This is a genomic window from Luteibacter sp. (assembly GCF_036500425.1).
GTDB lineage: Bacteria > Pseudomonadota > Gammaproteobacteria > Xanthomonadales > Rhodanobacteraceae > Luteibacter.
Genome location: NZ_DASYCB010000037.1, coordinates 17,002 through 30,392, shown reverse-complemented (window position 1 = coordinate 30,392; position 13,391 = coordinate 17,002). Strand labels below are relative to the sequence as shown.

Genomic DNA, 13,391 nt, shown 5'->3' with positions numbered 1-13,391 from the left:
CGCCTGCTTTCTTCTTCCATCCGGAGTCTGGTTCATGATGCGTTCCCTTCTTGCGGCTACCAGCCTGGTCGCCGTTTGCCTGCTCAGTGCCTGCGACAAGCCACCGAGGCAACGGCCCACCGAACGCTCGGTGCTGCTGGCGGAGGTGGCACCGGCGCCAGGTGCCATCGCATCGGTGCTCGGGCAGGTGCGTCAGGCACAACGCGCGACGCTGAGCTTTGACATGGCAGGTAGGGTGACCTCCATGGCCGTACATCCCGGCGATCGATTCGTGGCGGGGCAGGTGCTGGCCACGCTCGATCCGGTGCCTGCGCGTCTCCGTCTCACGCAAGCGCGTTCGGAAGCATTGGCGGCCCATGGCGAATCTCTCGAACGTGCCGAGCAGCTGCGTCAACAAACGGCACTGTTCGATGATGGAGCCGCGTCGCAATCGAGTCTCACCCAGGCACGCGCCGCCGATCAGGTGGCGCGTGGCAAAGCAGCCGCGGCGGACGCCGCCGTCGAGCTTGCGCAACGCGACCTGGAACGCAGCCGCATCCTCGCACCGTTCGCAGGAACGGTCGTTACCCGCATGGCCGAGCCCGGAAGCGACCTGTCGGCCGGTCAAGCGGTGCTCGCCGTGGAAGGCGAGGGCGAACTCGAGGTGGTCGCCTCCTTGCCCGCGGCGCTCGTGTCTGGCCTCACCGTCGGCGACACCGCGCAGCTCGTCGGCCCTGATGCCACGGCGGTATCCGTGCGCTTGAGCCACCTGTCCACACACCTGGAGCGCGGCGCGATAACCGAAGGCATTTTTCGCGTCGTGGCTGCGCCGGGACGGTTGTCGCCCGGCCAATGGGTACAACTGAGGCTGGCCGGGAAATCGGCGAGCGCGAGTTACGTGGCGATTCCCCTGACCGCCATGGTTCCGGGAACTCCAGCCGGGAATGCGGCCGTCTTCGTCTTCGACGTCGCGCACGGACAGGTCGTGCACCGGCCCGTCACCGTGGTGGCCACCAACGGCGACCGCGCCGTGATCGGCACAGGGCTGTCGGCAGGCGAGCGCGTCGTGGCGGCGGGTACCGCATTCCTGACCGATGGCCAGGCCGTACGCGAGTTCGATGGCGACAGCGGACTGGAGAATCACTGATGTTCCTGACCCGATCGGCGCTCCAGGCCAACCGCCTGACCCTCTTTATCGCCGCACTCATCCTCGTGGCCGGGACGTGGACGTTCCTGCACTTCCCCTCGCAGGAAGAGCCCTCGGTCACCGTGCGCGACGCCATCGTCTCCATCAGCCATCCCGGCATGCCGGCCGACGAGGTCGAGGACGTTCTGGCCAAGCCGGCGGAGGAACGGCTACGCGAACTGGACGGCCTGAAGACGATCGTCAGCAATGTGCGGCCTGGCTCCGTGGTGATCCAACTCACCGCTTACGACCGCGTCACCGACCTGGATGCCTTGTGGCAAAAGGTCAGGTCGAAACTCACCGAAGTGAGCCAAGGCTATCCCGCCGGCGCCGTGGGACCTTTCCTGGATGATGATTTCGGAAGCGTATCGGTTGCCTCGATCGCCGTGACCGCTCCCGGTTTTTCCCCGGCCCAGATACGCGAGCCACTCAAACGGTTCCGCGCCGCGTTATATGGTCTCGATGGTGTCGAGCGCGTGAGCTTCTATGGCCTGCAAGACACCCGGCTTTACGTACAGTTCGACCGGACGAAGCTGGCCGCCCTCGGACTGAGCCCCGCCGCTGCCGCCCAACAGTTGGCCGCCCAGAATGCCTTCGCCTCCGCGGGCGAGCCCACGGTGTCGGGGCTCGCGCTATCGGTCAGCGTCGGAGGAAGGATTCGTTCGGTGGACGATCTTCGACAATTCCTGCTCTCGGTGCCCCGCGAGGGAGGCCCCACCGACGTGCCGCTCGGTGATGTCGCCACGGTGCAGGCCATGCCGGAAGATCCGCCCCAGGCGGCGGCCATTTACCAGGGACAGTCTGCCGTGGTCGTCTCCGTCTCCATGGGGGATGGCCTGGATATCGCCACGTTCGGCAAGGCGCTGAAAAAACGCATCGACCAGGCGGCACGACAACTGCCAGCGGGATTCCAGGCCCACATCGTGACGTTCCAGGCCGATGTCGTCGCCCGGCAAATGAGCAAGATGCACCACGTCATGGGCGAGACCATCGTCATCGTGATGGCCGTGGTCATGCTCTTCCTCGGGTGGCGCATGGGCCTGGTGGTGGGCTCCATCGTGCCCCTGACCATCCTGAGTTCGCTGTTGATCATGCGCATGTTCGACATCGAGCTGCAGATGGTGTCGATGGCGGCGATCATCCTCGCCCTGGGCCTGCTGGTGGACAACGGAATCGTGATCGCCGAGGACATCGAGCGACGGTTGAAGGCGGGCGAGGAACGACGGCTGGCGTGCATCGAGGCCGGACGCACGCTGGCGATTCCCCTCCTCGTGTCGACCCTGGTCATCGTGTTCGCTTTCTCTCCGTTCTTCCTCGGTCATACGAGCACGAACGAATACATGCGCTCGCTGGCCGTGGTGCTGGCGGTGACCCTCCTGGGATCATGGGTACTGGGCCTCACGGTGACACCGCTGTTGTGCTTCTACTTCGCCCGTGTGCACCTGGACGAGCAGATCGATGACCAGCACGAGTCGCGGTTCTATCGAGCCTACCGGCGCGCCATCGGATGGGTGCTTGCGCACAAGGCGCTTTACATGGGCGTCATGCTCCTTTGCCTGGGTGTCGCCAGCTGGACGCTTTCGCGTCTTCCTTACGATTTCCTCCCCAAATCCGACCGACTGCAATTCCAGATTCCATTGACCTTGCAAACCGGCACGGACGCCCGCGAGACCCTGGATACCGTGCGACGGATAAGCGTGTGGTTGGCAGACAAGAAAGCCAATCCCGAGATCGAAAGCAGCATCGGATACGTTGCCGATGGGGGGCCGCGCATCGTGCTCGGCCTGAATCCACCGCTGCCAGGCGCCAACATCGGCTACTTCACCGTATCGGTGAAAGCGAGCACGGACATCGACACCGTCATCACGCGCGCCAGATCGTATCTGTCCCAGCGATACCCTCAGGCATATGCCGAACCCAAGCGTTTTTCGTTGGGGTCCACGGAGTCAGGTGCCGCCGTCTACCGGATCAGCGGACCGGACGAAGCCCAGCTTCGGGCCATCAGTGCCAGGGTCGCCGCCGCGTTGCGGGCGTTGCCCGGCACGGTCGATGTCGTCGACAGTTGGGGGCCGCGCGTGCCGCGGTACCGAGTCGACATCGATCAACGAAAGCTTCATGCCGAGGGCCTGACGCGCGACGACGTCATGAAAGCGCTGCACATGCGCTTCAGCGGGGCCGAGACCACCGCGATCGACGACCATGGGACACCCGTGCCGGTGGTGATCCGGGGCGCCGTCGTCGAACGTGCGCCGGCGGCCGACCTCGGCGATACCTTGATCTATCCCGCCCAAGGCACACCGGTGTCGCTCTCGTCCTTGGCCACGGTCACGCTGGACTCCGAGCCAGGCGTGCTTCAGCGACGGAACCTGACGAGATCGGTCACCGTCACCGCGCGCAATCCCACCATGACCGCCGAAGAAGTGGCCGCGACGCTTGCACCGCGCATAAGCCGGCTCGATCTCCCGCCGGGATATGCCATCACGCTCGGAGGCGAAATCGAGGATTCCGCCGAAACCAATGCCGTCCTCACCCGGTACATGCCCTTGGCCATGGGCGGCATGCTGTTGCTGTTCGTCTGGCAGTTCAACTCATTCCGCAAGGTCTTCATCATCCTTGCGAGCATTCCCTTCATTCTCATTGGAGCAACTCTCGCCCTGGTGGTGACCGGCTACCCGTTCGGTTTCATGGCCACGTTCGGTTTACTGTCGCTGGCAGGAATCATCGTCAATAACGCCGTGTTACTGCTGGAAAGGATCGAGGCGGAGATCGCCGAAGGCCGCCACCATCACGAAGCGGTCGTCGAGGCGGCGGTGAAGCGATTGCGCCCCATCGTCATGACCAAACTGACGTGTATTGTCGGACTGATTCCACTGATGCTGTTCGCCGGGCCGCTTTGGACGGGCATGACGATCACGCTCATTGGCGGGCTGCTGCTGGGTACGCTGATCACGCTCGGACTCATTCCGGTGCTTTATGACGCACTGTTCCGGGAGCACGACGCATCTTGAAGGCGGTGTCGATCTTTGATGCCGCAAGGAACGCCCTGACCCAGACCCACATGTTCGCTATCCCCCACGTTCAACCGTCGGTCGCTTTGAAAGGCGTCGTGCACCGCGGTGCACGACGATTCGACTAATTATTCACGTGCATCTCGATTCGTACACATGCGCGAAGGTATACGGGCAGCGTCGACCGATGAACGCGGAGCCCGTCCTTGCCTCATGACTGAACGAACCCGCCCTGGCCACGCAGTACTCTCGATCCGCGTAGGCTGTGCCGGCTGGTCGATCCCCTCCAGGATAGCCAACCACTTCGTCACGGAAGGCAGCCACCTGGAGCGTTACGCGCAAGTGCTTCCGTGCGTGGAGATCAACACGTCTTTCTATCGGTCGCACCAGCCGAATACCTATGAGCACTGGGCGCGGAGCGTGCCCGAGTCGTTTCGCTTCAGTGTGAAGATGCCGCGCACCATTACTCACGAGTTGCGCTTGCGGGCCTGCCAAGGGCCCCTGGATGCCTTCCTCGGCGAGATCGCGTCGCTCGGGAACAAGCTGGGTTGCGTCCTCGTTCAATTACCGCCCAGCCTTGCGCTCGACGAAAGCGATGCCAGCGCGTTCTTCACGCTGCTGCGCAAGCGCACGCCGTCGCCTGTCGCTTGCGAACCCCGCCACCCAACGTGGTTCACTCCTTTGGGTAGTGCCATCTTGAAGATTGCCGACATCGCCTGCGTGAACGCGGACCCTTCACCTGTCGCTAATGCGGTATGCGACGGCGACCCGGATCTTCTCTACTTACGCCTGCACGGCAGTCCCGACATTTACTACTCGGCTTACGACGACGCATTCCTGGACGGCATCGCCGCGCGCGTACGTGCCGCGCTAGCGAAAAAGCAGGATGTCTGGTGCATTTTCGACAACACAGCGCGGGGCGAGGCCATGCCGAACGCCATGAGCTTGATGGATCGGTTCGCTTAGCGCTCGCTCAGCACGACCCGTGCAAGCTGCTCTTCAATGGCGGCTTTGTCGATGATCGACCACACCTCTTGAATGCGGTCGTCCCGGAATGCGTAGAAGACGTTCTCCGCAAATCCCACCTTCCGCCCGTTGACGGGAAGGCCTAGGAATTCGCCCTTTGGCGCGACATCGAACCACAGCCTGGCCGCGACATGGGGTTCTGTGACGGCGAGGATCCGGACCTCGAAGAAGAGGTCGGGTATCTGCTCGACGTCGTTTTCGAGCATGCACTGGTATCCATCCAGGCCGAGTGCGATGCCGTTGTGACGAACATCGGCGTGTACGAACCGGCCCAGGTTCTCCCAGTCCCGAGCGTTCAGGCAGGCGATGTAGTCACGGTAGATGGGCGCAAGATCATCTAGGGTCATGAGATGGTATCCTCAGTCAGCCTGCGGGCACATGGCGATGGCACGAATAGTAAAGTTGCAGTCCCCCGACCGGTAGCGACTAATCTTCGACGAGGCAAGAGCGCTAGATTGCCGGATGGATCCCCGGGAAGACGCCATTCTCGCTGCCACCATTTCAATGGCAGTCTTCAATGGCAGTCGAACGGCAAACATTACTCGCCGTGTCCGGCTTCATGCAATGCATAGCTTCGCTCTTTCGTGTGGCGTACGACGGATGGGGTGCCCCATTGTCCAAAGAGTCTGATCGAATCCTCATCGGCGAGCCCTTTCTTGTCCAGTAGCGCCTCAGGTTGGTCGAAGCTCAGCGCAACGAGTATGTACCCCCGTTCTAGCCTGGCCCCTTAAGGCGGTAGCCTCTCACCCACATCAGAGGTACATTCTTTCCATGCATATCGACCGACTTGATCACTTAGTCCTGACCGTCGCCGACATCGACTCCACGGTCGGCTTTTACACCCGCACCCTGGGTTTCAACGTCGTCACCTTCGGTGAGGGCCGCAAGGCGCTGACCTTCGGTCGGCAGAAGTTCAACCTTCACCAGCGCGGGAAGGAGTTCAAGCCCAAGGCTAAGTCGCCCACTCCGGGTGCGATTGATCTTTGCCTGATCACGACTACGCCTCTTCAGGACGTGGTCGATGAGCTGCGCGAGCTGGGGGTTTCGATCGAGGAAGGCCCCATTGATCGGACCGGTGCGACCGGTCCCATTCGATCGGTTTATATTCGCGACCCCGATGCAAACCTCATCGAAATCTCGAACTACCGATGAGATAGGTCGTTGGTGACGGGGGCATGTCTGCATTCGTTTTCCGCGAAGAACAGCCCATGCCACGGACGATACCGATTCCGACGCCTCTGTCACTCGGCCGACGACCAAGCGCGAGCAGGAGGAGGCGGTAGGCGCGCTGTCACGTCTTTTGCTCAGCGATGGGATGGCTCGAATGCTATTTTGTCGACCTGCGTCCGGCCCTTCGCTTCACGTGCGCCGGCGAGTTGGTCGCCGGCGCCCTGGCTGATATTGAACAGCCCAGACGTCGCTCGCGATTGCGGAACATGCGCAGCGTCCGAAATGCCTCGTTGCAATTTCTCGAACGTGGCGATCCAGACGATCTGGCCGATGCGCTGCACTACGCCGCGGCCATGTCGGAGGAGCTCACCGAAGACATTCAAGCGTTGCAAGAGTAGGGCAGGGAGCTCTTGCGCCATCAGGACATGGCTTTCGACCATTTGGATGAGCTCAACCGACGCATGGAGGGTGACTATGCCCTGCGCCTGCTCGCCGACAACCTCGACACCTACGCCGGTGACATCATCGTGGCGTTGGATCGGTTTCGGGCTATCCCCAGTGGCCGCCAGATCAGTCTGGATCAGCAATTGCGACGCGAACTACCGTGGCTGGCGGAGGAGGCCGGCGAGAACGACACGCTGCTGGACTAGCTGCGCACGGTGACGACGACCAGGTCGTACCGTACAAGAATGCCGCTGAGCTGCAGGCGAAGCTGCTGTCGCACGCCACGCTGAAAGTTTACTCCGGCTATTCGCACGGCATGCTGACGGTCAATGCCGATGTGCTCAACGCCGATCCGCTCGATTTCATCCGCAGCTAATCGCGCACCGAAGAGCAGCAGGTGATCCGAACCCGGTCTCCCGAGTCTTGGGGACCGGGTCGGGATCATCTAGGTGCCGCAATGGGCGGCGCCACCAGAGTAGCCATTTGGCTCGTGCTTGCTTACCGCGTCTAAGCGTACTTGTCGGGGACGCTGCGTCATAGGCCTTCGTTTGGCGGCGGTATCGATGGCATGGCGTGGTCTTCGCTGTCTCTGTGCGCTTCAGCGAATATCCACTCGCGGAACGCCTTCAGTCGCGGCAGGTTTTCGCATTCCGGACGATACACCACGTAGTACGCGAGGCCGGACAGCACATGGACGTCCGGGAAAAGCCGCACCAACCGGCCGCTTTTCAGATCGCTCCGCGCCATGACGCTGCGTGCCAATGCAACACCGTGGCCTTCCACCGCTGCCTGCAGCACTGCCGCGGAATTGTTGATGCGCATGCCGCGCGTGAGTACCGCATCCGGCACGCCAGCATGCGTCATCCATGATTCCCACGTTGGAAATCCCGCGTGACCATCCATGGATAGGTCGTGTATCAAGGTCTCCCGCGTGAGATCCCCTGGTTGGCGCAACCGCTCATGTTCGCGCAATAGGTCCGGTGAACACACCGGGTAGACCTCTTCATCCATCAGTTTTTCCGCCGTCAGGCCGGGCCATCTCCCTGCGCCGTAACGGACCCCGATATCGATTCGCTGCGTCACGAAGTCCACGGACTTGTGGTTTGTATCCAGGCGCACGTCGGTATCCGGCCACGCGGCCTGGAATCGGTCGATCCGCGGGAGCAACCACTTTGCGGCAAACGCCGGACTGACCGTGACCGTCAGGATGCCGCTAAGGGAGCCCTCGCGGAGCCGTTCGATGCCGAGGGCGAGTCGATCGAGTCCGGCCCGAATGTCCGGTAAGGCGCGTTCCGCCGCCTCCGTCGGCACGAGGCGAGCCCGCCCGCTTCGGCCGCGAAGGAACAACGGGGTGCCCAACCAATCCTCCAGTGTCCGGACTAGTTGACCCACGGCAGCCGGCGTGACGTTCAACTCGAGGGCCGCGGCCGAAAAGCTCTGGTGACGTGCGCTGGACTCAAACGCGCGCAGGGCATTGAGGTGGACGGGTGATTTCATCGCGATAAAGATTTTCTTTCAGGTACTGACACTTTATCTCGTTTGCCCGGTCAGGCGAAGCGGCGAAAAATAGCGTCTGTTGGAGCATCGGACAGAGGGCGCACTGCGCCGTCGGGTATCCCCGGGCTTCTTATGCTGGAGCCTTGTCGGCTCCCGTCCGTCGTCAGATTCGGCGCCTAAGCACGTCGCAGGTCTCGCTCATCGAAGAGGGCCTTAGCTGTATTGCTGTAACGGCGATTTCCATTCATTACGACCCTGTCCTTGGGGCAGGGCTTCATCTATAGAGGCTCCCAGTATGAGCAAGCAATTCCACGGCAAGAAGGTTCTGGTTGTTGGCGGCACCAGTGGTATGGGGCTGGCATCAGCCCGGATGGTGCTAGCCGAAGGCGGCAGCGCGGTCATCGTCGGTCACCGGCCGGACAAGACGGAGGAAGCACACCGGGAGCTGGCTGCCCTTGGCCAGGTGTCGACATTGACCGCCGACCTGTCCAGCGAGTCGGACCTGGCCGCGCTGCTCAAGAGGATCGATGAAGAGCACCCGGACGTCGACCTCTTGGTCAACGCCGCCGGTGTGTTTTTTCCGAAACCGTTCCTGGACCACTCGGGTGCGGACTACGACCAGTACATGAAGTTGAACAAGGCATTCTTCTTTATCACCCAGAAGGTTGCAGCGAACCTGGTCGCCAAGGGCCGGCCGGGCGCCTTCGTCAACATCGGTTCCATGTGGGGCAAGCAGGCCATCGCCGCCACGCCGTCGTCCGCTTATTCGATGGCCAAGGCTGGCCTGCATTCGCTAACGCAGCACCTGGCGATGGAACTGGCGTCGCACGGCATCCGCGTCAATGCCGTGTCGCCCGCCGTGGTGCAGACCCCGATCTATGAAGGTTTCATCCCCAAGGAGGATGTGCACGCCGCGTTGCAGGGCTTCAACAGCTTCCACCCCATTGGCCGGGTGGGCACGCCTCAGGACGTGGCTGAGGTGGTCGCTTTCCTGCTGTCGGACAAGGCGGGGTGGGTCACCGGCGCGGTCTGGGATGTCGACGGTGGCGTCATGGCCGGCCGCAATTAACACGTCTCACCGCGTGCTCAACGCCGACGTTGTCAAACATTTCAATGTGCCTGCCTATAAGGAGTCAAGCCCATGGTTTATCTGCAAATCACCCTCAAGATCGCCGAAGCCAACCGTCCGGCCGCCGCTGGCGTCTTTCAGAAATACAAGGGTCCGTTCCTTGGCACCGTGACGGGCGCGTCATCCAAGGACCTATTGGTTCGCGACGCCGATGTCCAGGTGCTTCATGGCTTCGACTCCGAGAAGAACGCGAGCGCGTACCTGCAAAGTGAGCTTTTCAACACCGATGTCGTCGGTGGGCTGAGCCCGCTGTTGGAAGCGGCGCCGGACGTGCGTATCTATCAGGTCGTGTAATCCGTGCCGTATGCCCATTGGCATCGGCCACCCAACGTACAGGAGAAGAGTCATGATGCAAGATTGGAACGCCTACCGCGAGACGTTGCTCGAGCGGGTCGGTGATTATGCGAAGCAGAGTCCGGACGTGATGCGCGGTCTAGCCACGATCGACAACGCTGCCGCCAAAACCGGCCATCTCGAACCGAAGATGCACGAGCTGATCGCCCTCGCTGTCGCGGTAACCACGCGGTGTGACGGTTGCATCTCGGTGCACACGAAGAAGGCGGTAGAGGCGGGTGCCACGCTGGAGGAAATTTCCGAGGCGCTCGGTGTGGCGATCGCACTGAACGCGGGCGCCGCGCTGACCTACTCGGCGCGCGTTATCGAGACCTATCAGCAGCTACCCACCAAGTAAGCGGTTGACTGGCGCAGGCGGACCCGCAGGGGGTCCGTCCGCAAGCCACGACGGTCACGGTCCAAGGACGCACATGCTCATCAATGCCGATTTCTCGCTCACCGCGACTGTGGCGGGCGACCAGTACCGCTGGGTGCCTTCCCCCCAAGTTGGCGTTGAGCGCGTCATGCTCGATCGCGTCGGTGCCGAGAAAGCCCGCGCCACCAGCATCGTGCGCTATGCACCGAACTCGTATTTTCCACCCCATCCGCATCCGGGTGGCGAGGAAATCCTGGTTCTTTCCGGCACCTTTTCCGAGGATGGCGATCATTTCCCGGCGGGTTGGTATCTGCGTAACCCCCCGGGCTCCAGCCACCGGCCTTCCAGCGCTGACGGGGCGGTCCTCTTCGTCAAGCTGCAACAGATGCATGCAAGCGAGACCGCCAGTGTGCGCATCGATACCCGCGACCCGGGCAACTGGCGTCGACACGGTGGTCGCGAGATCTGCCCGTTGTTTGCCAGCGAGCACGAAGAGGCGAGCCTGCAGCGTTTGACCCCGTGCGAAAACCTGATGGACCAGCGGATCGATGCTATCGAAATGCTGGTGCTGGCGGGCGAACTGGTCATGGATACGTGTACATATCCCCAGGGCAGCTGGCTACGTTTTCCCGTGGGGACGCTTACGCGGATCGCCGCAGGACAGGAGGGCGTGACGGTATACATGAAGCGCACGCATCCCGTTCGCGCGGAGAGCGTCGCGTGAACCTCCGTCCGCCACGCGTTGTGATTATCGGAGCCGGACTGAGCGGGCTGTATGCCGCCTCGCTTCTTGAGAGCAAGAATTACGACTACATCGTCCTGGAGGCCCGTGACGCGCCGGGTGGGCGCATTGCGTCGATCGATGGCGTTGCGGGAAGTGCGAGCGCGGCGACGGCCATCGACCGCTTCGACCTTGGCCCTGCCTGGTTTTGGCCTCAGTACCAACGCGACCTGGAGTGCGTGATCCGGAAACTCGACCTCGCCTCGTTCGAGCAGTTCGACACCGGCGACACCCTGATGGACCGTGGTCCCCACCAGCCGCCCGTGCGCCTGCAGGGCTATTCAAGTTCACCGACTTCGATGCGATTAATCGGCGGGATGAATGCACTGGTCGACGCCTTGCGGGGCGCGCTGGATCCTGAGCGCATTGCCACGGGACAGGCGGTGCGGCGCTTGCGGCGCGTCGCTGAACACGTCGAAGTCGATAGCGAGGATGCCGGCGGCGTGACGACGACTTGGCATGCCGACCACGTGCTTCTGGCATTGCCGCCCCGGCTGGCCGAGTACTCGCTGACGATCGATCCGCCCTTGCCGCCGACGCTCGCACAAAGCTGGCGGTCGACAGCGACATGGATGGCACCTCATGCCAAGTACATCGCCATCTACGACCGTCCATTCTGGCGAGAGGATGGTTTATCGGGCGAAGCCCGGAGTGCCCCCGGTCCGCTGGGCGAGATCCACGACGCATCGATGCCCGGCGCAAGTGCGGCTTTGTTCGGGTTCCTGAGCGTTCCGGCGCATCTGCGAAGAACGATCGGCAGCGACGCACTTAAGGCGCAGTGCCGTGCGCAGCTAACGCGCTTGTTTGGCCCGCAGGCGGCGGCGCCACGCATGGAAGCGTTCAAGGAGTGGGCTCAGGAAACGTATACCGCCGTCCCGGACGACTTGATCGCGGCTGGGCACCACGCCGTCGCGCCTGCTTCCAAGGCCTCATACGGCCCATGGCACCAACGAGTGACCGGCATCGCCAGCGAGTGGTCGACCAGCTTCCCCGGATACCTTGCCGGTGCGATCGAGGCCGCGGCTTCGGGGGTGAATGCTTTGGAACGAGACCATCGATTTTCTCAGCACGTGATTCGACCGAGGCACGCGCTGTGAGACACCATCATTGATGAGGAACGAGACCGTGAAAACAACCTACCGTGCAATGCAAGTCAGCAGCCCCGGCGTGCTTGAACTAGTGACGCGAACAACGCCCACGCCAGGCATGGGCGAGGTGCTTATTGAAGTGGAAGCCTGCGGGATCTGCGGCGCCGATATCGGCGACATTGAAGGGGCCGATCCGAACCTGGTGCCACCGAGGGTGCCCGGCCATGAAGTCGTCGGCCGAATCGTCGCACGCGGTGCCCAGGTTCCGTCGATATGGCGCGAAGGGCAGCGCGTTGGGGTAGGGCGCCTTGGCGGGCACTGTAACGAGTGCGTCCAGTGCCGCAAAGGCGAGTTTCAGCTGTGTCAGAACCAGCCGTTCGTCGGTGCGAGCCGCGATGGCGGCTATGCCGAAATGATGCTTGCGCGCGCCACCGGCCTGGTATCCATCCCCGATGAACTGAGTGCCGAGGAAGCAGCGCCGATCTTGTGTGCAGGCATCGCTACCTTCAATGCACTCAAGAAGTCGGGCGCCGAGGCTGGCGACACCGTGGCCATCCTGGGGATCGGTGGCCTGGGACACATGGCGCTTCAGTACGCCCGGCGTATGGGCTTTCGGGTGATCGCCATTGGCCGGGGCGCGGATGTTGCCGAAGCAGCCTACGAGCTGGGCGCACATCGCTACATCGACGGGAGCCGGGAAGATGTCGCGCAGATTCTCAATCATCTGGGCGGCGCCCAGGCGATCGTTGCTACCGTGGGGCATCCGGCGACGTTGTCGGCAGTGATGGGGGGCTTGGCATCGCAGGGCAGGGTCCTCCTGCTGGGTGCCGGGAAGGACCCGCTTTCCGTCTCGGCCGGCCAGCTGGTGGTGGGCGAGCGGGCGATTCAAGGCTCTATAACGGGCACGCCCTATGAGAATGAGAAGACGCTGGATTTCAGCGTACTCACAGGCGTTCGTCCTAAGATCGAGGTGATGCCACTGCATCGTGCGAACGAAGCGTACCAACGTATGAAATCCGGTGCCGCCGCATTTCGTATGGTGCTCAACGTCGCGGCGACCGCTTCCTAGGAAAATGGCACTGCTGAACGACGTGCATTTGAACTAGGCGGATTCGAACCGTGTCTAGGCAGCCGATGCCGTCTATGCGCTGTCTTTCCACTGCTCGCGGTTTGAATGAACGGAAGTGCGTGGTGCCGAAGGCTTCCGGCCACAGAGAGAGTGGGGCATCGTGGTTTGAAACTCTTGCCGAAAAGACACGATTGCAAGCATATATTCTCGCTCTCTTGTAAGCTCGATTTCGACCATCGACCTGGTGCCTATAACTGAGCGTCTTGGATCACATCGAAGCACCGAACATGCTTGGCATTCGCTTG

At 62.3% G+C, this 13,391-nt stretch carries 14 protein-coding genes and 1 pseudogene; 12 read left to right on the top strand and 3 right to left on the bottom strand.

From position 1 onward, the window contains the following. Positions 1 to 34: 34 nt before the first annotated feature. The 3 genes from VGN46_RS09040 (at position 35) to VGN46_RS09030 (ending at position 5,139) form a co-directional block, all read left to right on the top strand. Positions 35 to 1,126, top strand: coding sequence for an efflux RND transporter periplasmic adaptor subunit (locus VGN46_RS09040; protein ID WP_331642883.1), 1,092 nt, complete (start codon positions 35 to 37; stop codon positions 1,124 to 1,126). Further along, positions 1,126 to 4,173, top strand: coding sequence for an efflux RND transporter permease subunit (locus VGN46_RS09035; RefSeq protein ID WP_331642881.1), 3,048 nt, complete (start codon positions 1,126 to 1,128; stop codon positions 4,171 to 4,173). The genes VGN46_RS09040 and VGN46_RS09035 overlap by 1 nt, the downstream gene beginning before the upstream one ends. A 213-nt stretch (positions 4,174 to 4,386) precedes the next feature. Next, the gene (locus VGN46_RS09030) at positions 4,387 to 5,139 is read left to right on the top strand and encodes a DUF72 domain-containing protein (protein ID WP_331642879.1); all 753 of its coding nucleotides are present in this window, start codon (positions 4,387 to 4,389) and stop codon (positions 5,137 to 5,139) included. Here VGN46_RS09030 and VGN46_RS09025 read toward each other — a convergent pair. Further along, on the bottom strand, positions 5,136 to 5,546 hold the full coding sequence (locus tag VGN46_RS09025; protein WP_331642877.1) for an ester cyclase: 411 nt from the start codon (positions 5,544 to 5,546) through the stop codon (positions 5,136 to 5,138). The genes VGN46_RS09030 and VGN46_RS09025 overlap by 4 nt on opposite strands. Positions 5,547 to 5,970: 424 nt before the next feature. Here VGN46_RS09025 and VGN46_RS09020 point away from each other — a divergent pair, with 424 nt between their 5' ends. Further along, positions 5,971 to 6,351, top strand: a complete 381-nt coding sequence (locus tag VGN46_RS09020) for a VOC family protein (protein WP_331642875.1) — start codon at positions 5,971 to 5,973, stop codon at positions 6,349 to 6,351. A 152-nt stretch (positions 6,352 to 6,503) separates the two neighbouring features. Here VGN46_RS09020 and VGN46_RS09015 read toward each other — a convergent pair whose 3' ends face one another. Continuing rightward, the gene (locus VGN46_RS09015) at positions 6,504 to 6,809 is read right to left on the bottom strand and encodes a hypothetical protein (RefSeq protein WP_331642873.1); all 306 of its coding nucleotides are present in this window, start codon (positions 6,807 to 6,809) and stop codon (positions 6,504 to 6,506) included. Between VGN46_RS09015 and VGN46_RS09010 the strand changes: the two genes are divergently transcribed. Next, positions 6,810 to 7,019: a hypothetical protein gene (locus tag VGN46_RS09010; protein WP_331642871.1), complete on the top strand. Its 210-nt coding sequence runs from the start codon at positions 6,810 to 6,812 to the stop codon at positions 7,017 to 7,019. Beyond that, positions 7,016 to 7,189, top strand: a pseudogene (locus VGN46_RS09005) (alpha/beta hydrolase); the annotation flags it as partial. The gene VGN46_RS09010 and the pseudogene VGN46_RS09005, both read left to right, overlap by 4 nt. Before the next feature lie 158 nt (positions 7,190 to 7,347). On the opposite strand, the gene gcvA reads toward VGN46_RS09005, so the two are convergent. Next, a complete protein-coding gene (gene gcvA, locus VGN46_RS09000) occupies positions 7,348 to 8,310 on the bottom strand; it encodes a transcriptional regulator GcvA (protein WP_331642867.1) in 963 nt (320 codons plus the stop codon). 295 nt (positions 8,311 to 8,605) lie between these two features. Between gcvA and VGN46_RS08995 the strand changes: the two genes are divergently transcribed. The 6 genes from VGN46_RS08995 to VGN46_RS08970 all read left to right on the top strand — a co-directional run bounded on the left by VGN46_RS08995 (position 8,606) and on the right by VGN46_RS08970 (position 13,086). After that, positions 8,606 to 9,379 (top strand): SDR family oxidoreductase, encoded by a 774-nt coding sequence (locus VGN46_RS08995; RefSeq protein ID WP_331642864.1) that lies wholly within the window; start codon positions 8,606 to 8,608, stop codon positions 9,377 to 9,379. A gap of 72 nt (positions 9,380 to 9,451) precedes the next feature. Beyond that, the gene (locus VGN46_RS08990) at positions 9,452 to 9,733 is read left to right on the top strand and encodes a hypothetical protein (RefSeq protein ID WP_331642862.1); all 282 of its coding nucleotides are present in this window, start codon (positions 9,452 to 9,454) and stop codon (positions 9,731 to 9,733) included. Positions 9,734 to 9,788: 55 nt separating this feature from the next. Next, complete coding sequence (locus VGN46_RS08985; RefSeq protein ID WP_331643017.1) at positions 9,789 to 10,130, top strand: carboxymuconolactone decarboxylase family protein; 342 nt, start codon at positions 9,789 to 9,791, stop codon at positions 10,128 to 10,130. A 73-nt stretch (positions 10,131 to 10,203) separates the two neighbouring features. Then, on the top strand, positions 10,204 to 10,872 hold the full coding sequence (locus VGN46_RS08980; RefSeq protein ID WP_331642860.1) for a cupin domain-containing protein: 669 nt from the start codon (positions 10,204 to 10,206) through the stop codon (positions 10,870 to 10,872). Next, complete coding sequence (locus VGN46_RS08975; protein ID WP_331642858.1) at positions 10,869 to 12,026, top strand: flavin monoamine oxidase family protein; 1,158 nt, start codon at positions 10,869 to 10,871, stop codon at positions 12,024 to 12,026. The genes VGN46_RS08980 and VGN46_RS08975 overlap by 4 nt, the downstream gene beginning before the upstream one ends. A gap of 28 nt (positions 12,027 to 12,054) precedes the next feature. Then, the gene (locus tag VGN46_RS08970) at positions 12,055 to 13,086 is read left to right on the top strand and encodes an alcohol dehydrogenase (RefSeq protein ID WP_331642856.1); all 1,032 of its coding nucleotides are present in this window, start codon (positions 12,055 to 12,057) and stop codon (positions 13,084 to 13,086) included. Positions 13,087 to 13,391: the final 305 nt, after the last annotated feature.

Excerpts from the sequence above, each read along its gene's own strand:
- VGN46_RS09030 (WP_331642879.1), top strand. The coding sequence starts at position 4,387 with ATGACTGAACGAACCCGCCCTGGCCACGCAGTACTCTCGATCCGCGTA.
- VGN46_RS09015 (WP_331642873.1), bottom strand. The coding sequence starts at position 6,809 with ATGGTCGAAAGCCATGTCCTGATGGCGCAAGAGCTCCCTGCCCTACTC.
- VGN46_RS08995 (WP_331642864.1), top strand. The coding sequence starts at position 8,606 with ATGAGCAAGCAATTCCACGGCAAGAAGGTTCTGGTTGTTGGCGGCACC.
- VGN46_RS09020 (WP_331642875.1), top strand. The coding sequence starts at position 5,971 with ATGCATATCGACCGACTTGATCACTTAGTCCTGACCGTCGCCGACATC.
- VGN46_RS08990 (WP_331642862.1), top strand. The coding sequence starts at position 9,452 with ATGGTTTATCTGCAAATCACCCTCAAGATCGCCGAAGCCAACCGTCCG.
- VGN46_RS09035 (WP_331642881.1), top strand. The coding sequence starts at position 1,126 with ATGTTCCTGACCCGATCGGCGCTCCAGGCCAACCGCCTGACCCTCTTT.
- VGN46_RS09040 (WP_331642883.1), top strand. The coding sequence starts at position 35 with ATGATGCGTTCCCTTCTTGCGGCTACCAGCCTGGTCGCCGTTTGCCTG.
- VGN46_RS08985 (WP_331643017.1), top strand. The coding sequence starts at position 9,789 with ATGCAAGATTGGAACGCCTACCGCGAGACGTTGCTCGAGCGGGTCGGT.
- VGN46_RS08980 (WP_331642860.1), top strand. The coding sequence starts at position 10,204 with ATGCTCATCAATGCCGATTTCTCGCTCACCGCGACTGTGGCGGGCGAC.
- VGN46_RS09025 (WP_331642877.1), bottom strand. The coding sequence starts at position 5,546 with ATGACCCTAGATGATCTTGCGCCCATCTACCGTGACTACATCGCCTGC.
- gcvA (WP_331642867.1), bottom strand. The coding sequence starts at position 8,310 with ATGAAATCACCCGTCCACCTCAATGCCCTGCGCGCGTTTGAGTCCAGC.